Origin of the sequence: Ectobacillus antri (assembly GCF_003852715.1) — a bacterium.
GTDB lineage: Bacteria > Bacillota > Bacilli > Bacillales > Bacillaceae_G > Ectobacillus > Ectobacillus antri.
Window position 1 is genome coordinate 318,193 of record NZ_RIAV01000001.1, and the last position, 21,863, is coordinate 340,055.

The 21,863-nt window shown below is 39.2% G+C and carries 24 protein-coding genes and 1 riboswitch; of the genes, 19 read left to right on the forward strand and 5 right to left on the reverse strand.

The features are described from left to right. Positions 1-32 precede the first annotated feature (32 nt). The 3 genes from EEJ45_RS01635 to tlp all read left to right on the forward strand — a co-directional run bounded on the left by EEJ45_RS01635 (position 33) and on the right by tlp (position 684). Positions 33-173 carry an FbpB family small basic protein gene (locus EEJ45_RS01635; RefSeq protein ID WP_124563030.1) on the forward strand — a complete coding sequence of 47 codons (141 nt, stop codon included), beginning with the start codon at positions 33-35 and terminating at the stop codon, positions 171-173. 45 nt (positions 174-218) lie between these two features. Next, positions 219-353, forward strand: coding sequence for an acid-soluble spore protein N (locus EEJ45_RS01640; protein ID WP_124563031.1), 135 nt, complete (start codon positions 219-221; stop codon positions 351-353). Between the two features lie 100 nt (positions 354-453). Beyond that, positions 454-684, forward strand: a complete 231-nt coding sequence (tlp, locus tag EEJ45_RS01645) for a small acid-soluble spore protein Tlp (RefSeq protein WP_124563032.1) — start codon at positions 454-456, stop codon at positions 682-684. 32 nt (positions 685-716) lie between these two features. On the opposite strand, the gene EEJ45_RS01650 is transcribed toward tlp, so the two are convergent. Then, positions 717-2,003, reverse strand: coding sequence for a glycosyl hydrolase family 18 protein (locus EEJ45_RS01650; RefSeq protein ID WP_124563033.1), 1,287 nt, complete (start codon positions 2,001-2,003; stop codon positions 717-719). Between the two features lie 105 nt (positions 2,004-2,108). Between EEJ45_RS01650 and EEJ45_RS01655 the strand changes: the two genes are divergently transcribed. Together EEJ45_RS01655 and EEJ45_RS01660 are read left to right on the forward strand one after the other, a co-directional pair. Continuing rightward, positions 2,109-2,540, forward strand: a complete 432-nt coding sequence (locus EEJ45_RS01655; RefSeq protein ID WP_124563034.1) for an acyl-CoA thioesterase — start codon at positions 2,109-2,111, stop codon at positions 2,538-2,540. A gap of 78 nt (positions 2,541-2,618) precedes the next feature. Next, a complete protein-coding gene (locus tag EEJ45_RS01660) occupies positions 2,619-3,011 on the forward strand; it encodes a hypothetical protein (RefSeq protein WP_124563035.1) in 393 nt (130 codons plus the stop codon). 66 nt (positions 3,012-3,077) lie between these two features. On the opposite strand, the gene EEJ45_RS01665 is transcribed toward EEJ45_RS01660, so the two are convergent. Continuing rightward, on the reverse strand, positions 3,078-3,368 hold the full coding sequence (locus EEJ45_RS01665; protein WP_124563036.1) for a HesB/YadR/YfhF family protein: 291 nt from the start codon (positions 3,366-3,368) through the stop codon (positions 3,078-3,080). A gap of 66 nt (positions 3,369-3,434) precedes the next feature. After that, positions 3,435-4,013, reverse strand: a complete 579-nt coding sequence (gene plsY, locus EEJ45_RS01670; protein ID WP_124563037.1) for a glycerol-3-phosphate 1-O-acyltransferase PlsY — start codon at positions 4,011-4,013, stop codon at positions 3,435-3,437. Positions 4,014-4,348: 335 nt separating this feature from the next. Here plsY and EEJ45_RS01675 point away from each other — a divergent pair, with 335 nt between their 5' ends. The 10 genes from EEJ45_RS01675 to EEJ45_RS01720 all read left to right on the forward strand — a co-directional run bounded on the left by EEJ45_RS01675 (position 4,349) and on the right by EEJ45_RS01720 (position 17,357). Further along, positions 4,349-5,023 (forward strand): response regulator transcription factor, encoded by a 675-nt coding sequence (locus EEJ45_RS01675; RefSeq protein WP_124563038.1) that lies wholly within the window; start codon positions 4,349-4,351, stop codon positions 5,021-5,023. 115 nt (positions 5,024-5,138) lie between these two features. Next, positions 5,139-6,311, forward strand: coding sequence for a S1C family serine protease (locus tag EEJ45_RS01680; RefSeq protein ID WP_124563039.1), 1,173 nt, complete (start codon positions 5,139-5,141; stop codon positions 6,309-6,311). Between the two features lie 15 nt (positions 6,312-6,326). Further along, complete coding sequence (locus EEJ45_RS01685; protein ID WP_124563040.1) at positions 6,327-6,737, forward strand: CoA-binding protein; 411 nt, start codon at positions 6,327-6,329, stop codon at positions 6,735-6,737. Between the two features lie 526 nt (positions 6,738-7,263). Beyond that, complete coding sequence (gene parE / locus EEJ45_RS01690) at positions 7,264-9,219, forward strand: DNA topoisomerase IV subunit B (protein WP_124563041.1); 1,956 nt, start codon at positions 7,264-7,266, stop codon at positions 9,217-9,219. 1 nt (position 9,220) lies between these two features. Then, a complete protein-coding gene (gene parC, locus EEJ45_RS01695; RefSeq protein WP_124563042.1) occupies positions 9,221-11,632 on the forward strand; it encodes a DNA topoisomerase IV subunit A in 2,412 nt (803 codons plus the stop codon). Between the two features lie 352 nt (positions 11,633-11,984). Next, complete coding sequence (locus EEJ45_RS01700) at positions 11,985-13,187, forward strand: branched-chain amino acid ABC transporter substrate-binding protein (protein WP_124563196.1); 1,203 nt, start codon at positions 11,985-11,987, stop codon at positions 13,185-13,187. Positions 13,188-13,594: 407 nt separating this feature from the next. Next, entirely contained in the window at positions 13,595-14,581 is a 987-nt protein-coding gene (locus EEJ45_RS01705; protein ID WP_124563043.1) for a branched-chain amino acid ABC transporter permease, read from the forward strand. A gap of 10 nt (positions 14,582-14,591) precedes the next feature. Then, entirely contained in the window at positions 14,592-15,851 is a 1,260-nt protein-coding gene (locus EEJ45_RS01710) for a branched-chain amino acid ABC transporter permease (protein WP_124563044.1), read from the forward strand. Between the two features lie 11 nt (positions 15,852-15,862). Continuing rightward, positions 15,863-16,663 (forward strand): ABC transporter ATP-binding protein, encoded by an 801-nt coding sequence (locus EEJ45_RS01715; RefSeq protein ID WP_124563045.1) that lies wholly within the window; start codon positions 15,863-15,865, stop codon positions 16,661-16,663. Continuing rightward, a complete protein-coding gene (locus tag EEJ45_RS01720) occupies positions 16,653-17,357 on the forward strand; it encodes an ABC transporter ATP-binding protein (RefSeq protein WP_124563046.1) in 705 nt (234 codons plus the stop codon). Before EEJ45_RS01715 ends, EEJ45_RS01720 begins: the two co-directional genes overlap by 11 nt. Before the next feature lie 105 nt (positions 17,358-17,462). On the opposite strand, the gene EEJ45_RS01725 is transcribed toward EEJ45_RS01720, so the two are convergent. Together EEJ45_RS01725 and msrA are read right to left on the reverse strand one after the other, a co-directional pair. After that, the gene (locus tag EEJ45_RS01725; protein WP_124563047.1) at positions 17,463-17,663 is read right to left on the reverse strand and encodes a hypothetical protein; all 201 of its coding nucleotides are present in this window, start codon (positions 17,661-17,663) and stop codon (positions 17,463-17,465) included. Positions 17,664-17,732: 69 nt separating this feature from the next. Beyond that, positions 17,733-18,275 (reverse strand): peptide-methionine (S)-S-oxide reductase MsrA, encoded by a 543-nt coding sequence (msrA, locus tag EEJ45_RS01730; RefSeq protein WP_124563048.1) that lies wholly within the window; start codon positions 18,273-18,275, stop codon positions 17,733-17,735. 66 nt (positions 18,276-18,341) lie between these two features. Beyond that, positions 18,342-18,438: riboswitch (SAM riboswitch) on the reverse strand. A gap of 142 nt (positions 18,439-18,580) precedes the next feature. On the opposite strand from msrA, the gene EEJ45_RS18265 reads away from it, so the two are divergent. The 4 genes from EEJ45_RS18265 (at position 18,581) to EEJ45_RS01745 (ending at position 21,700) form a co-directional block, all read left to right on the forward strand. Beyond that, positions 18,581-18,742: a hypothetical protein gene (locus tag EEJ45_RS18265; RefSeq protein WP_164464168.1), complete on the forward strand. Its 162-nt coding sequence runs from the start codon at positions 18,581-18,583 to the stop codon at positions 18,740-18,742. 66 nt (positions 18,743-18,808) lie between these two features. Beyond that, positions 18,809-19,504, forward strand: a complete 696-nt coding sequence (locus EEJ45_RS01735) for a phosphopantothenoylcysteine decarboxylase domain-containing protein (protein WP_124563049.1) — start codon at positions 18,809-18,811, stop codon at positions 19,502-19,504. A gap of 188 nt (positions 19,505-19,692) precedes the next feature. Further along, positions 19,693-19,920 (forward strand): helix-turn-helix domain-containing protein, encoded by a 228-nt coding sequence (locus tag EEJ45_RS01740; protein ID WP_164464169.1) that lies wholly within the window; start codon positions 19,693-19,695, stop codon positions 19,918-19,920. Positions 19,921-20,080: 160 nt separating this feature from the next. Beyond that, positions 20,081-21,700 carry an ABC-F family ATP-binding cassette domain-containing protein gene (locus tag EEJ45_RS01745; RefSeq protein WP_124563051.1) on the forward strand — a complete coding sequence of 540 codons (1,620 nt, stop codon included), beginning with the start codon at positions 20,081-20,083 and terminating at the stop codon, positions 21,698-21,700. Positions 21,701-21,863: the final 163 nt, after the last annotated feature.

The following is a 21,863-nucleotide window of genomic DNA, read 5'->3' on the forward strand; positions in this document are numbered from 1 at the left end:
CTAGCAAAAAAGTGATGGAAAGGAATGATTGTATGCGTCGCAGTAGAAGAAAATCATTTAAAGAGCTAGTGATGGAAAATAAATTGGAATTGATGCAAGATAGCAAAGCTATTGAGCGGCTTGAGGAGCGTTTAGAAGCGAGACTTGAAAAGCGTCTCAAACAAGCGGAATAAGGAAGAAGCCCCTTAGGTCATACTAGCTATGAAGGGGTGATAAAAATGGGAAATCCAAAAAAACATTCAATGCATTATACGCCAAATCATATTGGTACAAATACACGCGAAGCCGGTGGAAATAAAGGAAAGCAAATGCAGGACAAAACAGGAAAACAACCGATTGTAGATAACGGTTAACGTAAAAAGAGGCGAAGTTTCGCCTCTTTTTACGTTCATTGCATAGTCTTTTTTATTTTAAGCACAATAACGATGTATTCTATTACTAAGGAGGATTACAATGGATCATTATAAAGCGAACCCGGATGATAGAAGCGATAACGCAGCAAAACTGCAAGAAATGGTACAAAATACAATTGAAAATATGCATGAAGCAGAAGAAGCTGCCCGCTTTTCTAATGAACAAGATTGCGCTGACATTGAAGCGAAAAATCAACGCCGTTTAGAGAGCATTGAAGCGATGCGCAATGAAATCAAGGAAGAAGCAGCATATAATAATAAGCAACAATGATAAAAAAGCTGACGACTGTCAGCTTTTTTGATTTAACCTTTTTTGTTAATCGTAAAATTTTCTGACAATAAGCGACTGTTTTGAGGAAAGGGTAGGCCGATTTTCCAATAGCTGATGCCACGTAGGCCCTGTTCCTTTATTAGATTGAATTTCGCCTGCAAGGAACGAACGTCTTCAAACCAAACCTCGTGTTCTTTCCCATCTTTCACATAGTTGAAGGTTGGTGCCTGTGCTCTATAATCATAACGAATGGGAACGTTATTGTTGCGAGCGATTGCTACAGCTGCAACAGAGCTGACAGCTTGTGCTTTCCCTCCAGCTTTGTATGGAAGTGTCCAATCGAAGCCGTATAAATTTTGCCCTAATACGATTTTATTGGCTGGCATTTGTGTTTTTGCGTATTGAATAACTTCTTTTACAGGTCCTATTGGTGATACCGCTTGTGCAGGTCCCCCTTGCCATCCCCAGTCATAAGTCATAATGACAACAAAATCAACGATAGTTCCATGTGCTTTATAATCCAATCCTTCATAGATGGCGCCTTTTTGGTCAGATCTTGTTTTAGGAACGAGAGTTGTGCTTAATGTATAGCCTTCAGGCAAACGCGTTTTGACATTGCGTAAAAACTGATTGTACGGTTCTCGATCCTTGGGAGCGACATTTTCAAAATCAAAATGCACATCACGCATGTTATATTTTTGAGCAGTTGTAATTACATTTGTAATAAATGTATTTTGTAGGGAAGGATTATTAAAAATCAGTGATGTTACTTCAGAACTAAAATTGCCGTTCTCCAAATTGGTGATAACCAACATCGGAATGACACGGTTTTGCATGGTAATATTTAGAACAGCTTCTAGACTCACCGGCTCTTTCAAAGTACCATCTCGTTTTGCTTCAAAGCTGAAATATGCTAAATAGGTCAGGTTAGGACTGATGGCTTTTGTTGCGCTCAGCAAGCTTTCTTTAATGGGTACCGTTGTAGGCTGTAAATATGCGATAGGCTCAATGATTCGCTTTTGTCCTTTTGGGATATATAGCCGCTGATTTTCTAGAAGCATTTTATTGAGTGATAAATTGTTCACTTTCGCAAGTGTTTGTAACGGTACATTGTAAGTAAGTGCAATCGTATACAAGCTATCACCTGATTGGACATAGTATACATTTCCTTTTGTGTTAACGAGCAACGCCTGCCCGATGACGAGTGGTGCACTCGCGTTCAAACCATTATCCAGGACGATTTGTTCGATGGTTGTGCCGTACTGCGTTGCCATCTTAAATAACGTATCGCCTCGTTTTACAACTGCAATTTGAATCATACAACCACTCCTTATTGGAAAAGATGCATTGTTTCTATTTTATTTTGCAGAGGATTGTATTATGATAGTGTACATGGAAAGAACAGCCAAAAAGGAGCTTTTATTATGCATGTATCTGAACATATCATTGATATTCGTTACGCGGAAACTGATCAAATGGGCGTGGTATACCATGCCAACTATGTAATTTGGCTTGAGCTCGGTCGCACCAAGCTGATAGAAGATTTAGGTTTATCGTATATCCAAATGGAGCAAGACGGAATTGTGTCACCGGTTCTTGATTTGCAAGTTACATATAGGAAGGCAATGCGATACGGAGAGAAAGCTATTGTAAAAACATGGATTGAAGCTGTGAATCCACTGCGAGTTGTGTATGGATATGAAATCTTAAACGAAAAAGGCGAGCTATGTATTACAGCGAGCACAACCAATATTTTAGTGAAAAAAGATACGTTCCGTCCGGTATCATTTAAAAAGTTGTACCCAGATTGGTATGAAATTTATGTACGCGAGCAAAAGAATGAGAACATAAATTAAGCAAAGAAGCTGTATGTACAGCTTCTTTTTTCATATCTACATACTGGACTTGCATAAAGTAAGGTGGGGGGGAGTAGTGTGAGGAAGAGAATACGTTTGGTTTCGCTAACAGGAACGCTCTTAACGATACTGTTTATTACAGTGTTTGGATTTCGTGCTGCGCATCATAGTATGGCTGCATTTCAAAATGAAGCTCATCCGTATCGAGTAGATGTTGTGGAAGAAATGTTTCAGGTTGAATTACAGGGCTTCCGATCTTATACCTTTAGTGAGCTGATAGATCGAAGCGTGGAGGAGCCGGAATTACTATCGTTGCTTGCAAGCGTATCGAGTATTTGTGTCAAGGGATGTGAGGAAGAACCCATTGTATTTATGAAACTTAACAAGGGCTATGTTGTGTACGAGCAGGCTGGGGAAGCAAAATTACTTCAGATGCATCTTAGCAACGATGGATGGGAGGAGCAAAAGTAAAACGCGGCACTGTCGCCGCGTTTTACTTTTGCTTTGTTAAGGTTGTTTGTTAATTATCAGCAAGCTTTATTTTTCGTAATGAAAAGCAGGTTCTTCTTCTCCTTGTGTATATGTAATTGATAAGTTATGACCGTCAAAATACCACTCATCGTCCGCTTCCACAAAGAAAGTGAGTCCTTCTGCTTGTGTGCTGGCAGCTATATGCTGCGGAAGGTCTTTTCGAATACCAAGAGATAAGCCTTTTTGTACTGTACTGCAACCGCCGTATTGTACAAAAAAACGAATTTGATCACCTTCGTTTAAAAGCATTTCGCGCTTATACCAATTTGCTGCGTCATTTGAAATTGAAATGTGCATAGTGAATTCCTCCTAGTTCGTCACCTTAAGTATAGAGGATGTACAGGCAACTCGCTATCAATATGCTTAGAATTTCACTTTTGGCTCTGTTTTATTAATAATTCGTGAAATATTAGCACGATGGCGATAGATTACAAATATAGCAAGTACCGAAATCGCAATTAAAAATGGCGTATCATCCACAAATAAGGCAGCAATTACACCGCTTATAGCAGTGAGAATAGAAGATAATGATACGTATTTTGTTGTAAACAACAAGCTTAAAAACACAACTAACAAAATGACAAAAACAAAAGGTTGACAAAACAGTAACACACCAGCAGATGTTGCCACAGCTTTACCACCGCGGAAGTTCGCGAATATTGGATACATATGTCCAATTACTGCTGCAATTCCAAACCAAAGAGGATTCCACTCCAGTCCGAATAAAATAGGTAAAGAAGCAGCAATTGTTCCCTTTAAAATATCTCCGATGGTTACAATAAAACCCGCTTTTTTTCCGAGTGTACGAAATGTATTCGTACCGCCGAGATTGCCGCTACCGTGTTGACGAATATCAATGCCATAGCCTACTTTTCCCACAATCAAGGCAAACGGAATGGAACCGAGCAAATATGCAACTGCAAACAATACGTATGTAAGCATAGTCCATTCTCCTTTAAAAACATGATAAAAAATGATAAATATTGCTTGTCCATTGTATCATAACCAGCAGAAGCAATGTAAGAGAAGAGTATCTTTTTATATAGAATTCTTATCGTCATGATACATGGACAAGTAGGAAAATGAGTATTCTCTGATACACATGCCTCATACAGTAGGTGGTTTCGGTACCTTCTTATATCCAATGCCGCTAGATTAGAATGTATATGTTGTGTTTAAGCCAAAAATGTCTGCTTAATCTGGTAGTTTTAAAACCTACAAAATGAGTTTCATATGGTATGATATGAAAAACATTAGATAAAGGATGGGATATTGTTATGAATAAAACGGTGCTGCTTGTAGAAGATGAACAGCGCCTGCGCGAAATTGTCTCTGATTATTTTTTGAATGAGGGATTTACAGTCGTAGAAGCAGAAGATGGAAAGCAAGCGCTATCTCAATTTGAGGCACATGATATTGATTTAGTTATTCTGGATATTATGTTACCAGAAATTGATGGTTGGTCTATATGCCGTCGTATTCGAAAGGAGTCAGGTGTTCCAATTATCATGTTAACAGCACGTGCGGATGAGGAAGATACACTACTTGGTTTTGAACTCGGTGCGGATGAATATGTAACAAAGCCATTCAGTCCAAAAGTATTAGTAGCGCGTGCAAAAACATTGTTAAAGAGAGCGGAAGGTTCGCTTGGGCAAGAAGAACATATGTTATCTTTAAGCGGTATTGAGGTAAACAAATTATCGCGTACAGTATCCATTGAAGGAAATGAAGTGATACTGACTCACAAAGAATTTGAGCTTCTTTTATATTTTATGGAAAATAAAGGGATTGTTTTATCGCGGCAACATTTGTTAAATCAGCTTTGGGGCTATGATTATTATGGTGATGACCGTACGGTGGATACACATGTAAAGAAACTGCGAAGTAAGCTAGGAAACAAGGCGTATCATATTACTACCGTCATTCGAGCCGGTTATAAATTTGAAGAATGAATGTGGAATGATATATAATAAAACTAAAATTTCTTGTTGAAATTCACGATAATTTCACAGCGAATACACAGCAGTGTATTACACTGAATTTACTTACAAGAAAGGGGCCAGTAAAATGGGATATTATGACGAAACTGATATGACAAGATACGAGAAACGAAAAGGCAGCAAAAAAGGCTATTTCTTTACCGGCCTGGTCGGAGCGGTAATTGGTGCAGTAGCTGTTACAGCAGCAGGAGCATATATGCCAGGAGACAACACTGTACAAAATATACAGAAAACAGAAGGTACGGTTGTACCGGTTGTGCAAAACATGAAAGCAACTGATATTGCTGGTATGGTGGAAGGTGCCAAGGATGCGGTCGTAAGTGTAATGAAATATCAAAGCAACGACCCGTTTTCAAATAAGACACAGGCAGCTGGTACAGGATCAGGTGTTATTTATAAAAAGGTTAATAATAAGGCTTTGATTGTTACCAATAATCATGTTGTCGAAGGTGCGAAGGAGCTAGAGGTTGTACTCAGTACCGGTAAGAAGTTAGAAGCGAAACTTGTTGGTACAGATTCTTGGCTTGATTTAGCTGTTCTTGAGGTAGACGGCAGTGAAATTACAAAAGTGGCAACGCTCGGTGACTCAGATAAAATCCGTGCGGGAGAAACTGCTGTTGCCATTGGTAGCCCGCTTGGATTTGCTGGTACTGTAACAGAAGGAATTATTAGTAGTAAAGATCGTGAAATACCGGTAGATATTAATGAAGATGGTAATCCGGACTGGCAAGCACAGGTAATTCAGACAGATGCATCTATTAATCCCGGTAACAGCGGGGGCGCATTGCTGAGTGCAAACGGTTCAGTAATTGGAATCAACTCTAGTAAGATTGCGCAGCAAGAAGTAGAGGGGATTGGCTTTGCTATTCCTGTAAATGTTGCAAAGCCGGTGCTAGAATCAATTGAGAAATATGGAAAAGTACAAAGACCGTTTATGGGCATTCAGCTTAGGTCATTAGATGAAATATCGAGCTATGGGCTGTCACAACTAAACCTACCAAAAAATATAAATGGGGGTGTTGTTGTAATGGCCGTTACACCAGGTTCACCTGCGGCAAAAGTGGAGCTAAAGGATTTGGATGTAATTGTAGCGTTGGACGGACAACCGATTAGTAACGCGGTACAATTCCGAAAACATTTGTATGATAAGAAAAAAATCGGCGATTCTATGAAAGTGGAATTTTATCGCGCAGGACAAAAACAGGAGAAAACAATTACGCTTGATGTGAATGCTGAATAGGTGGAGGCAGAGTATATGTTCAAAAACCCAACGCGAGAAGAAATTGGTCGCATTTTAAAACGAAGCAAGCGTATTGCGGTTGTTGGTCTTTCGGATAATCCGGAACGTACATCGTATATGGTATCCAAAGCGATGCAAGATGCTGGATATGAAATTATTCCAGTTAACCCGAATGCGGATATGATTTTGGGAGAAAAAGCAGTAAAGTCATTAACGGATATCAAGGGGCACGTGGACATTGTAAATGTGTTTCGTCGTTCTGAATACCTATTAGGTGTTGCTCATGAGTTTATGAAGATTGATGCCGACGTATATTGGTCGCAACTTGGTCTGCAGGATGAAGCAACGTACGAATTTTTAAAGGACACTGGACGGACGATTATCATGGACCGCTGTATTAAAGTGGAGCATGCTTTAACACGGTAGTGAAGGATGCAAACTTTTTTCGCGGTTGCTTATGGGGTGTGATTTTGATCGCACCCTTTTGGATTTTTCTAATTTGGCTTATGAATAAAATTTGGGGAATTTAAGTATACAAGTACAAATAGAAAAATGATATTTGTTTTAGAAGGGAAGCAGAACGGAAGGTTTGTAGGTATAATATTAATAGAGAGTTACGAAAAGCATGTGTTGAACGCCATTATAGGCACTTAGCGAGTCGTTCTTTCTTACTGTTTATCATGATAGAAACACGCTATAAACTTATGTAGGTCATCTTAGCTAAGATTGACAAACGTATCTTTTTTTGGAATAGTAACGTAGAGGAATCCTTGTTATACACAAGGATTTTTCTGTTCAACCTTGTATATTACTAATGTATACGGTTGTCAATCGAGATAACAAATTGAGACATATTAGCAGACAATCTATGGAGGCATGCTTGTCAGAAACGGATAAGCTATGTTATAAAAGAAACATATGTTCTTGTTTTCGGAGGAAAGGAGTAAGCACTTTGGCGAATATACAATATAATGAAGATGCGATTCAGGTGCTGGAAGGACTGGAAGCTGTACGAAAGCGTCCTGGTATGTACATAGGTAGCACTGATAGCAGGGGATTGCACCATCTGGTGTATGAGATTGTAGATAACTCTGTAGATGAAGCTTTGGCTGGATTTGGCAATGAGATTAAAGTTATTATACATAAAGATAACAGTATTAGCGTGCAGGATAAGGGACGTGGAATGCCAACTGGTATGCACCGTATGGGAAAACCGACACCAGAGGTCATCCTTACTGTACTGCATGCAGGTGGTAAATTTGGACAAGGCGGATATAAAACAAGTGGTGGTTTACATGGTGTAGGTGCATCTGTTGTAAATGCGCTCTCTGAATGGTTAGTTGTAACTATTAAACGCGATGGTTTTATATATGAGCAGCGCTTTGAAAACGGCGGGAATCCGGTCACAACATTGGAGAAAAAAGGAACGACGAAACAAACTGGAACAACAATTCATTTTAAACCAGATTCACTCATTTTTAGTACTACCAATTATAATTACGAAACATTAAGCGAACGGTTACGCGAATCAGCCTTTTTGTTAAAAGGCATGAAAATCACTTTAAAAGATGAGCGCAATGATTTAGAGGATGTCTTTCATTACGAAACGGGGATTCAAGCTTTTGTCTCTTATTTAAATGAAGAAAAAGACGCTCTTCATCCTGTTGTCTATTTTGAAGGTATGCAAAATGAGATTGAAGCAGAAGTTGCGTTTCAGTTTAATGATGGATATTCGGAAAATATTTTATCGTTTGTCAATAACGTGCGTACAAAGGATGGCGGTACGCACGAAGCGGGTTTTAAAACGGCTTCTACTCGTGTATTTAATGAATATGCACGCAAAATGGGACTTTTGAAAGAGAAAGATAAAAACTTAGAAGGATCTGATATTCGAGAAGGCATTTCGGCTATTATATCAACTCGTATTCCAGAAGGATTATTGCAATTTGAAGGGCAAACAAAAGGTAAACTTGGAACAAGTGAGGCTCGCTCTGCTGTAGACGCAATTGTTTCTGAGCATTTGGCATACTTTTTAGAAGAAAATCCAGAGGCAGCAAACTTATTAATTAAAAAAGCCATCAAAGCATTTCAAGCGCGTGAAGCTGCTCGAAAAGCCCGTGAAGAGGCTCGTAGCGGCAAGAAGAAAAAACGGTCTGAAACATCGCTTAGCGGCAAATTGACACCGGCGCAGTCACGCAATCCGCAAAAAAACGAGCTGTACCTTGTGGAAGGGGATTCCGCAGGCGGATCAGCTAAACAAGGACGCGATCGTCGTTTCCAAGCAGTCCTTCCTTTACGCGGAAAGGTCATCAATACTGAGAAAGCAAAGCTTGCAGATATTCTAAAAAATGAAGAGATTAACACGATTATTCATGCTATCGGCGGCGGTGTCGGTTCTGAATTCTCAGTGGAAGATATTAATTATGATAAAGTTGTTATCATGACGGATGCGGATACGGATGGAGCCCATATTCAAGTGTTGTTGCTCACATTCTTTTATCGCTATATGAAGCCTTTAATTGAAGCAGGTAAGGTATTTATTGCATTACCTCCTCTTTATAAAGTGAGCAAAGGTACCGGTAAAAAGGAAACGATTTTATATGCTTGGTCAGATGAAGAATTGCAGGTAGTAATTAAAAAAATAGGTAAAGGCTATACAATCCAGCGCTACAAAGGTCTTGGGGAAATGAATGCCGATCAGCTTTGGGAAACTACAATGGATCCGGAAACACGCACGCTAATTCGTGTTAAAATTGATGATGCAGCTCGTGCAGAGCGCCGTGTGACTACGCTGATGGGTGACAAGGTGGAGCCGCGCCGTAAATGGATTGAGCGTAATGTGCAGTTCGGATTGCAGGAAGAAGGAAATATTTTAGAAAATGAAATGATTACAACGGAGGTGGAGTAACATGCAAGTAGAGAAATTTCATGATCTACCTCTTGAGGACGTAATTGGTGATCGCTTTGGTCGATATAGTAAATATATTATTCAAGACCGTGCATTGCCTGATGCACGTGATGGATTAAAGCCGGTGCAGCGTCGTATTTTATATTCCATGTATGTAGAGGGCAATGTACATGATAAACCATACAGAAAAGCAGCTAAAACAGTCGGAAATGTTATTGGTAACTATCACCCACACGGTGATACATCTGTGTATGAAGCGATGGTTCGCTTGAGTCAAACCTGGAAGGTTCGTAATGTACTTGTTGAAATGCACGGCAATAACGGTAGCATCGATGGCGATCCCGCAGCAGCAATGCGTTATACAGAAGCCCGTTTGTCACCAATTGCGTCGGAATTGTTACGCGACATTGATAAACAAACGGTAGAATTTGTGCCCAACTTTGACGATACAAGTGAAGAGCCAATTGTCTTGCCTGCAAGTTTTCCGAACTTGCTCGTGAATGGCTCTACAGGTATCTCCGCAGGGTATGCGACTGAAATTCCACCCCATAATTTGGCCGAGGTTATTGACGCTGTAGTGATGCGTATTGATCGGCCGAATTGTACGGTAAGTGATCTTATGCAGGTAATGAGCGGTCCTGATTTCCCAACAGGGGGAATCATTCAAGGGATGGAAGGTATTAAACGCGCGTATGAAACAGGTCGCGGTAAAATGATTATTCGGGGAAAAGCGATCATTGAGGATATGCGCGGCGGTAGGCAGCAAATTGTCATTACAGAGATACCTTATGAAATTAATAAAGCCAATCTTGTGAAAAAGGTGGACGATTTACGTATCGAAAAGAAGCTCGATGGCATTTCCGAGGTACGTGATGAAACAGACCGTACCGGTCTTCGCATTGTAATTGAGTTAAAAAAAGAAGCCAACGCAGAAGGAATTTTAAATTATTTATACAAGTCTACGGATTTACAGGTGCCTTATAATTTTAATATGGTTGCTATTCACAATCGTCGCCCAAAACTGATGGGATTATTGCAAATATTAGATGCCTATATTGCACATCAAAAAGAAGTAGTAACAAATCGGTCACGCTTTGATTTAAAAAAGGCAGAAGAGCGTCAACATATTGTGGCTGGTTTAATGAAGGCGCTATCTATTTTAGATGAAGTCATCGCAACAATTCGTGCCTCAAAAGATAAACGCGATGCAAAGGATAATTTAATTGCAGCATTTGCGTTTACCGAAGCGCAAGCGGAGGCGATTGTGTCTTTGCAATTGTATCGCTTAACAAATACTGATATTACCGCCCTGCAAAAAGAGGCGGATGAACTTGCAAAGAAGATTTACGAGTTGCAGACAATTCTTGGCAGTGAAAAGAAATTGTTGCAAGTCATTAAAACAGATTTAAAACGTGTAAAGAAAAGTTATGGTGATGAGCGTAGAACGATGGTTGAGCGCGACATTCAAGAAATTAAAATTGATATGGAAGTTATGATTCCGCAAGAAGATGTTATTGTTACAATTACAAAAGAAGGTTATGTAAAGCGAACAAGTTGGCGTTCACATAATGCATCTAACGGTAAGGACTTTGGTATGAAAGAAGGAGACCGTTTGTTGGCTCGGTTTGACTGTAACACAACAGATACCCTGCTTTTGTTTACGAACAAAGGAAATTATGTATATTTACCGGTATATGAAATCCCAGATATTCGTTGGAAAGATTTGGGGCAATATATTACAAATATTGTTGCATTAGAACGAGATGAAGCTTTAATTGAAGCTATTATTGTTAAAAACTTTGAAGAAGATCAGCGCTACCTTGTATTTGCAACACGAAACGGTATGATTAAAAAAACAGAACTGAAGCAGTATAAGGTGCAACGTTATTCTCGAGCACTTGTTGCGGTAAATATCAAAGGCGATGATGAGGTCGTAGCTGTAAAGCCAACAGACGGTACACGCAATATTATTTTGTTCACGCACGGTGCCTATGCACTGCGTTTTGATGAAGAAGAAGTAACACCAATTGGTGTGCGAGCAGCAGGTGTAAAAGGGATTAATTTAAGAGATGGTGATTACGTTGTGCAAGCTGTATGTGTAACCGATGATGAATATGCAACAGTAATTACACAGCGCGGTGCCGTGAAAAAAATGGCAGTAAAAGAAATTGATTTATCCAATCGTGCGAAACGAGGGCATTTGATTTTTAAAGAGGTTAAAACAAATCCCTATTATATTGTGGGTGTGTGTGTAATGAGGGAACAACAAGTGTTATATGTAAAGCATGCAAACCACGAGATAGAGGAAGTGGCTACAGAGCAATTAAAACCGCGCGATCGTTATAGCAACGGTAGTCCTCTTGTCGATAGTGGAAGCAATGCTGTTTTAGAAGTTTGGTTGGAAAATCGATAATATAAAGTAAAACTTGTTGTTGATTATTGATACGAGGTCTTAATACAACAAAATAAACAAGAAATATTTTAAGTAGGAGCATTTCTAGCGATATGTAGAAGTGCTCCTTTTTTGTCTCTCTTATAAAGTCTTTGAATAAGCACGCAAAGAGAAATGAAATTTCATTTCATTGAATGACCTTTGTGAATATATATAATTTATATATAAATGAAATAATAGTGTTGTATTTTTTAAATTTCACGTATCGTATGTCTAAATTTGTATAAAAATATATGATTGTACATTTATACAAATTCACTTATTATTTAACTAAATATTTTTAATATTTAAAAAACTAGGAGGGGCTTCAGTGATGTTAAAAAAAGGAACGGCACTAGTTCTGTCTACATCCCTGTTTATGGGGATTTTAGTAGGATGCAGCAGCAAACAATCGGAACCGACAGCAGGAACATCGGGAAACGGAGGTAGCAAGGTAATTAAAATTGTGACCCAGTCTCCGTTATCGGGCGCCTCAGCTACACAAGGAGAAGCCATTAAGCTTGGTGCACAATTGAAACTGGAAGAACAAAAAGAAGAATTTAAAAAACTAGGATTTGAATTGCAGCTTGTTCCATATGATGATCAAGCTGACCCGAAAAAAGGGGTTGCTAATGCACAACTTGTCGGGGCTGACAAAGCTGTTCTTGGGGTTGTTGGTCACTTGAATTCAGGGGTTGCAATTCCGTCCTCTGAAGTATATGAAAAAAACAATCTTGTTATGGTTTCTCCAGTAAATACAGCGACAGATGTAACAGATCGCAATTTGAAATCTGTTAACCGTATTTGTGCTCGTGATGATTTCCAAGGTCCTGCGGGTGCAACTCATGCAGTTAAAACGTTAAATACGAAAAATATTTTTGTGATTGACGATAAAACAGCGTATGGAACAGGTTTAGCTAAAGCATTTGAGCAAGCTGTTGAAAAAGAAGGGGGCAAAATTCTCGGTCACGAGTCTATTACAGTTGGAGAAAAAGATTTTAACGGTGTATTGAATAAAGTGTTGGCAAAGAAACCGGATTTAATTTATTTTGGCGGTTTGTATGCTGAAGCGGGTCTTTTAGTTAAGCAAGCGCGTGATAAAGGCTTAGATATCCCAATTATGGGTGGAGATGGCATTGATTCTTCTTCTCTCGTAGAGATTGCTGGTGTCACAATCAAAAATACATATTATACCTCTATTGCGGCTGACCCAATGAAGTCAGAATCTGGTAAAAAGTTTGCTGAAACCTACAAAAAGAAATTTGGTAAGGAAGTAGAGGGCTATTCTGCTTACGGATATGATGCAGCCGGTGTTCTTTTAGAGGGATTAAAAACAGCAATTAAGGATAACGGCAATAAATTACCGACACGTGAACAAGTTCGCGATTCAGTTCGTAAAATATCTAATTACGAGGGCGCAGTGACAAAGGTTGGATTTGATGAAAAAGGTGATAACAAGTATTCCAAAGTATATATTTATAAGTTTGATGAGCAGAAATATCCAGGTAAGCAAGAAGGAGAAATCGAAAACAAGTAGTGCAGAAGTGCGAGGTGCTGCCTCGCACTTCTTTTGTATAAACACACTAGATGTTGAAATTTGTCGAAAAGCCTTTTTTAGAAAAAGGTTGTCATTTGTCGAAAAATTATTTAGTATCTTATTAAAATATTATAAATTTTCTAAATTTTATATAAATTCAATCATGTTCTGTATAAAAGCATAAGTAACCTTCTAACATGTCAGAACCAGAAATGAAAGTGTGCAAATCATCCATCAGATGTCCATGATCTTATCTGGTGTAAGCTTCTTATAGCTTCTGACCGCACTTTTCTTTTTCAACTAAAAGTATGTTAGTTCGTCTACTTGTACATATAGAAGCAGCATGATTGGATTTTATATAGCTATACTTCAAGACTTATATACTTTTATGAAAGAGAGGAACATGCATGCTGACAGAAATTTTACACACGTTGCCGCAAGTCTTACTTGACGGTCTCACGCTCGGTGCCGTGTATGCCATTGTCGCTTTAGGCTATACAATGGTATACGGAATTTTAGAGCTCATCAACTTTGCTCATGGTGAGATCTTTATGACAGGTGCCTTTATCGGGACTGCGATTTTCTTAACAATGACGGGATTAGGAGTAATGAGCGCAATGCCAGCGTTATTGGCTCTTATTCTAGTTCTCGTTGTAACATCCGTACTAACAGGCGTTCTTGGAATGGGAATTGAGAGGGTTGCTTATCGTCCGTTGCGGAAAGCTCCTAAACTCATCACGTTAATCACAGCAATTGGGGTATCTTTCTTACTTCAGGACTTAGTTCGCTTTATCGCAGAACTGAAAAAGGGAAATTATATCATTACAGGTCCTAGTTTATTTACAAATCAAGTTACTGTTGAAGCATCTTCTCTTTTTTCGACATTTAACAATGCACAACTTAAGTCATCTTCAATTATTCTCATTGTTACAGCCATTATCATGATGTTTGCTTTAGACTTTTTCATTAACCGCACAAAATGGGGGATGGCAATGCGTGCCGTAGCACAGGATCGTGAAACCGCTGCTTTGATGTCGGTAAATGTAAACAAGGTAATTTCTTTGACTTTCTTTGTTGGATCGGCCCTTGGCGGTGCGACCGGCGTCTTGTTTGCAGTACAGTATGGTACGATTGATCCGTATATTGGTTTTATCTTGGGATTAAAAGCCTTTACCGCAGCAGTGCTTGGCGGCATTGGGAATATCCGCGGCGCAATGTTTGGAGGCGTTCTACTGGGGTTACTAGAAATGTTTGCAGCAGCGAATTTGTCCATTCTCTCCGGCGGTGTCCTTGGAGGAGAATATAAAGATGTATTCGCATTTGCAATTTTAATTTTAGTGCTGATTTTCAAGCCGGAAGGTATTTTTGGAAAAGCAGTTACAGAGAAAGTGTAGGTGAGAGAATATGTTGGCAAACCTAAAGGAAAATAAGATGCTACAGGCTGTGCTTCTTGCTCTATATGTATTCGTTACATCTTTAAGTCTCTATTTTGCACAAAAATCCGTTACGGCATTTTTGCTTCTATTGCTGTCTCTTTTATTATTATATTTCACGGGATTTTCTGGGAAGATGAAATGGCTGATTGGTTTGTTCGTCATGGTGGTATTATTGCCGTTTTCAGCGAATGGAGGCCCTTCCTACGAGGCGTATATGGAAGTCGCGACATTGGTTGGTATTTATGTAGCAATGGCATTGGGTCTTAATATTGTGGTGGGTTTTGCAGGGCTTCTCGATCTTGGCTTTGTTGCTTTCTTTGCAGTAGGAGCCTACACGTACGGTATTTTTGCAACGGCACAGGCTAATAATTTTATGCCGTTTGGTCAGTACCCGTTGTCTGGTGAAAGCTTTTGGATTTTCATTCTGCTCGGGTGCTTAATGGCGGCTATTATGGGCGTACTTCTCGGTATTCCTGTTTTACGTGTAAAAGGAGATTACTTGGCAATTGTAACCCTTGGATTCGGTGAAATTATTCGTATTGTGTTTAATAACTTGGACAAGCCGGTCAACATTACAAACGGTGCAATGGGATTATCCTCTATTAAATCACCAGAGCTGTTTGGTATGACGTTGAATAATTCTAGTCAATTTTATTACATTGTCCTGGCCATTCTTCTCTTTGTTATATTTGGTGTAAGACGGTTGGAGTATTCTAAAATAGGTCGTTCATGGAAAGCGGTGCGGGAAAATGAAATTGCTGCGCAGGCGATGGGGATTCATTTGGTGCGTACAAAACTCTTGGCATTTGCAATCGGGGCTTCATTCTCCGGCATGATGGGTGTAGTATTTGCGGCTAAGCAAACTTTCGTAGATCCAACCAGCTTTACATTACTTGAATCCATTACCATTCTAGTTATGGTGATTTTAGGCGGTATGGGTAGTGTACCGGGTGTTATTTTAGGTGCTGCGGTTATGACAATTTTGAACTTGCAGGTACTCACAGAAATTACAAATTGGTTAAATCAATTGAGTATGAGTGGTGTATTAACCATTCCGGATGCACTATCACCGGCAAAAATGCAGCGATTTATCTTTGGTGGAATTCTTATTTTATTTGCATTGTATCGTCCGCAAGGCTTAATTCCTGCGAAAAATCGCAAGTTGAGTATAGCGGAGGTTACAGGCGATACCCCGCCCAAATCAAAAGAAAAAGCGTTCGGCGCGTAAGGAGGATCGATATGAATATATTAACGGTAAAAGGCCTAACAAAGCGATTTGGCGGTTTAACTGCAGTCAAAGATGTTGATATGACAGTAAAGCGCGGCTCTATTACAGCGGTTATCGGTCCAAATGGTGCCGGTAAAACGACTTTTTTTAATATGATTACCGGCGTATATAAGCCGGATGAAGGTGAGATTAGTCTTGACACTCATGGGCTTGTTGGATTAAAACCTCACGATATTTCTAAATGCGGTATTTCGCGTACCTTTCAAAATATTCGTTTGTTTAATGAAATGACGGTGCTGGAAAATGTTATGGTTGGTTTTCATAATCATTTGAAAAGCACATTCCTTGGTACACTTTTGGCCTTACCACATGTTAGAAAGGAAGAAGCAAATGCGAAAAAAGAAGGTTATCGCTTGCTTGAATATGTAGGGTTGGCAGAATTTTTTAATGAAGAAGCACAAAATTTATCGTACGGTGCACAACGTCGCCTTGAGATTGCCAGAGCACTTGCTACAAAGCCGAAGTTGTTGCTACTGGATGAACCTGCAGCAGGTATGAACCCTAAGGAAACAAAGGAACTTACGGACTTAATTTATCGCATGCGAGAAGAACTTGATGTAACAATCGTATTAATTGAACACGATATGAAGCTTGTTATGCAGATTTCTGAGCATATTGTAGTACTTGATCATGGCGAGAAAATTGCAGAAGGAAAACCTGTTGAGATTCGTAACAACCGAAATGTGATTGAAGCGTACCTAGGAAAAAGCGCCGTGGTTGCGAACGAGGGGAGGGGACAGAATGTTAATTGAACTCAAAGATATTAATGCGTTCTATGGTGGCATTCATGCCTTAAAGGGTCTTAATATTCATGTAGATAAAGGAGAGATTGTAACACTTATCGGCAGTAATGGTGCTGGGAAATCGACCACGCTTAAAACAATCAGTGGGCAAGTTGTACCAAAAACTGGGGAGGTTATCTTTGAAGGCAATGATATTACAAAACAGCCGCCTCATGTCACTGCCGTGTCGGGTATTGCTCATGTTCCAGAAGGACGTCGCATTTTTCCGCGGCTTACTGTTCGAGAAAATTTAGAAATGGGAGCATTTTCTGTAAAAGATAAAAAGGTGATTGGTGAAAGAATGGAACGGGTATTTCATTATTTTCCGCGCGTAAAAGAAAGAATAAATCAGTTAGGCGGTACAATGAGTGGCGGTGAACAACAGATGCTTGCAATTGGTCGCGCATTAATGAGCGGTCCTCATTTATTAATGCTCGATGAGCCGTCCATGGGTCTTGCGCCAATTGTCGTAGAACAAATTTTTGAAATTATCCATGAACTTAATAAAGAAGGAATGACCATTTTACTTGTGGAGCAAAATGCGTATCAAGCTTTACAAATTGCACATCGAGGATATGTTATTCAGACCGGTGAAATCAAAATGGTCGGTGAAGGTCGTGTACTTATGAACGATGATATTGTAAAAGAAGCATATTTAGCGTAAAAGAAAAGAAGCTCTTTGGAGCTTCTTTTCTTTTATTGAAAGTTTTTGTTAAAGGTCTCTTTATCCATAGTAAGCTTTAGCACTATCTAATGAAAAAGTAAAAATTCACAAGATTAAACCATTATAATCCGTATCACTACTACTGATTTGGTCAAAATGCGCTCGCACATACTGTTGTATGTCTGGAGAGAATTGAATTCTAGACGCATTCGGTGTGTAGTCTAGAATTGCGCCGGTTTCAGAGTGACGTAAATGTGTAACGTGCTGTGTCCCAATAAAATGAGAGAACAAAATTTCATATACCATAGTATTACTACTTTTTTCTTAGGTTCTTGTGAGCAAGAAAAAAATATGTAGGGGTAATATTGGGGAAACTCATTTCGTTTCTTGTATCCAATGCTCGGCAATAAAGGCATCGCGGCCGGACTCAACGCGCTCTTGCTTGTATTTTTCTGGATTCTTTTTATAGAAGTGCTGATGATATTCTTCGGCCTCATAAAACGTAGAAGCCGGTAAAATTTCTGTTACAATTGGCTTGTTGAATTTACCGCTGGCAATTAGCTCTTGTTTGGATTTTTGAGCGGCTTGTTTTTGCTTGTCATTGTGATAAAAAATAGCAGCACGATATTGCGGACCGCGATCAAAAAATTGACCCTCCGCATCGGTCGGATCGATTTGAGGCCAATATAAAGACAATAATTTTTCATAAGAAAATACATTAGGATCGAATGTAATTTGTACGACTTCATAATGACCTGTTGTACCGGTTTTTACTTGTTCGTAAGTTGGATCTTTTACATGTCCGCCGCTATAGCCGGAGACTACGCCATGAATACCAGGAAGTTCATCAAAGGGTTTTACCATACACCAAAAGCAGCCGCCCGCAAATGTTGCAAGTTCATATTGTTTTGTCATCATTATCATCCTTTCATTAAAAAATCCCTTCTTCGTGAGCGAAGAAGGGATTTTGCGTCCAAAGTCTTCTTCTTATCTTGCAGGATTACCTGCCGGAGTTGGCACCTTCCGTAATGGGGTTGCCGAGGCTTTAACGGGCCGATCCCTACACCTCTCTGGATAAGAATTATGTAAGCCTTATTATATAAGATACGTGCAGTAAGTACAAATTTTTTTGTACATACTAACAACAAGTTCTTTGCTTGCAATTGTAAAAGAGAACAGTACCTTTTTACTTCAAAACAAAATGAGATTACGGAGGAGCGGGTATGAGACAAAATAAAAGCGGTGTGGAAATCGAAGGTATAGTATTAGTAAATGGCGATGAAGGGACAGTTTCCCACGAAGAATTTTTGGAAGCCTTTACGCGATTTGTACAACAACAAGGATGGATTTTCGCGGGCGCTACAAAGCAAAGTCGACCTGAATAATTGAAAAACATAGGAAAATGTTTGTTTTTTTCGTAATATAAAAGAAAAAGGTAAAGGGTGAACAGTATGAAGGGGAAAACGATTTTAATTACAAGTGGCGGCTGCTTAGAAAAGTGGGACAATGTGCGCGGTCACACAAATATGGCGAAAGGAACGATTGGAAGCTTGTTGGCAGAAGAAGCGCTATCTCTTGGTGCACGTGTTATCTACTTACACGGGTATTTTGCTAAAAAACCAGTAGCAAAAACCGGACAACCTTTGCAAACATGTATGTTTGAAGGAATTTTAGATTTACGTGACAAAGTCAAAGAAATTGTTACAAATGAGCGTGTGGATGCCGTCATTATGGCAGCTGCAGGGTCTGATTGGATTGTCGAAAAGATGGTTACACAATCTGGTGAAGAGTTGCCAAAGACAGGTAAAATTTCTAGCGACCACCCACCTATTATCCACTTTAAAAAAGCACCTAAAGTGATTAACTTTATCAAAGAATGGAGTCCGGAATCGCTTTTAGTTGGATTTAAACTCGAAAGTGATGTGAGACGAGAAGTGTTGTTAGAAAGAGCAAAACTGCGTATGACAACTTCAAGGGCAACGCTTATGGTGGCAAATGCATCAGATTCACTGTATACAACGGAAGCAATTCATTATATCGTAGACACAGAAGGAAACGTAACGACGTGTGAAGGAAAAGAAGAAACCGCAAAACGTTTGCTGCAATGTATTGCAGAGAAGGTTGCAATGTTTAGTTATACGCTGTAGCAGTATAATATATTGGTCAATTTTATACTTTTTTTGATATATATATTGTGCAATAAAATTTGGTTTGATATAGTATGTATTTAGAAAATGCTAGTAATCTTTACGGGAATATGGGGATTTCAGGGAGAAGGGTTCAAAGGCGGGGCTGCATTCAGCTTTTCACAAATTGTTATGTTCGGGTGATTAAAATGCAAACAGAAGAACAATTACTGGTGAAAATCGGGAGCACGATTAAATCAGAAAGAATGAAGAATGGGTTGTCACAAGCGGATTTGGCGGAGCAGTCTAACCTTCACAAAAACTTTATCGGTATGGTGGAGAGAGGACAGCGTGGTGCAACTATCGCATCCTTGCAAAAAATCTGTTTGGCGCTTGGTATCAGCTTAGGTGAATTCTTTCAATCTCTTAATTTGTAATGGTCTTCTCATGAAACGAAAAAAGACGTTGATAATCAACGTCTTTTTTCATTAGCAAGCGACTCTCTAACGCAGAGAAAGGCTTTGCTCTTTCTTCTCCTTGCTATACATGGTATAGTAAAAAGTATGTGCATATAAAACGATTTGGAGGAAATGAACATTGATTCAAGTAAGTAATGTAAGTTTAAGATATGGAGATCGTAAATTGTTTGATGATGTAAACATTAAGTTTACGCCTGGGAATTGCTACGGTTTAATTGGTGCAAATGGTGCCGGAAAATCTACGTTTTTAAAAATTTTATCTGGTGAAATTGAGCCTAACACAGGCGATGTAATTATCACACCAGGCGAACGCCTAGCTGTATTAAAACAGAACCACTTTGAATACGAAGAATACCAAGTGTTGCAAACCGTTATTATGGGACATGCTCGCTTGTATCAAGTTATGCAAGAGAAAGATGCGATTTACATGAAAGAAGACTTCAGTGATGAAGATGGTATGCGCGCAGCTGAACTAGAAGGCGAGTTTGCTGAAATGAACGGTTGGGAAGCAGAAGCAGATGCAGCGATTTTATTAAAAGGTCTAGGTATTGATGAAGATCTTCACTACAAAACAATGGCTGAACTTACGGGCAGCGAGAAAGTGAAAGTGTTGCTTGCTCAAGCATTGTTCGGTAAGCCGGATATCCTTCTTTTGGACGAGCCAACGAACCACTTGGATATTAAAGCAATTCGCTGGCTAGAGAACTTTTTAATGAACTTTGAGAATACAGTTATTGTCGTTTCCCATGATCGTCATTTCTTGAACAAAGTATGTACGCATATGGCCGACTTGGATTTCGGACGTATTCAAATCTATGTAGGTAACTATGACTTTTGGTATGAGTCCAGTCAACTAGCATTAAAGTTGGCACAAGATGCGAATAAGAAGAAAGAAGAAAAAATTAAAGAACTTCAGGGCTTTATTGCGCGCTTTAGCTCCAACGCATCTAAAGCGAAGCAAGCAACATCACGTAAAAAGCTTTTGGATAAAATCACCCTTGATGACATTCGTCCGTCTTCTCGTCGCTATCCATTTGTTGGATTTACACCAAACCGTGAAGTAGGGAATGATTTGCTTCGTGTAGAAGGATTGACAAAAACAATCGACGGTGAAAAAGTACTGGATAATGTAAGTTTCACTGTAAATAAAGGAGATAAAATTGCGTTCGTGGGTCGCAACGAAGCGGCGAATACAACGCTATTCAAAATTTTGTCAGGTGAAATGGAACCTGACGCAGGCACGTATAAATGGGGTGTAACAACGAGTCAAGCATATTTCCCTAAGGATAACTCCAAATATTTTGAAGGCAGCGATTTGACGCTTGTAGAATGGCTTCGCCAATTTTCACCGCAAGACGAGTCGGAAAGTTTCTTACGTGGTTTTCTTGGTAGAATGCTATTTTCTGGTGAAGAAGTATTGAAAAAGGCAAGTGTTCTTTCTGGAGGAGAGAAAGTGCGCTGTATGTTGTCCAAAATGATGCTCAGCGGTGCAAACGTTCTGTTGTTTGATGAACCGACAAACCACTTAGATTTGGAGTCTATTACAGCTCTGAACAACGGTTTAATGGCGTTTAAAGGCACCATTTTATTTACATCACATGACCATCAGTTTGTAGAAACAGTTGCAAACCGCATTATTGAAATTACGCCAAATGGTGTGATGGATAAGCAAACAACGTATGATGAGTATTTGGAAAATGAAGAGTTACAAAAACGCTTGGAAGAAATGTATGCTTAAGTAAAAAACTTGCGCAACTGCGCAGGTTTTTTTGTTTGGGTAAAAGTACTTTTAATATTGGCACATAATAAAGTGAAAAATTTAATTTGTACTACAAATTTGTCCGAAACATTTCAAAAACCTCTTGTCTAATTTGTTAGAATAATATAATATTTAAAATATT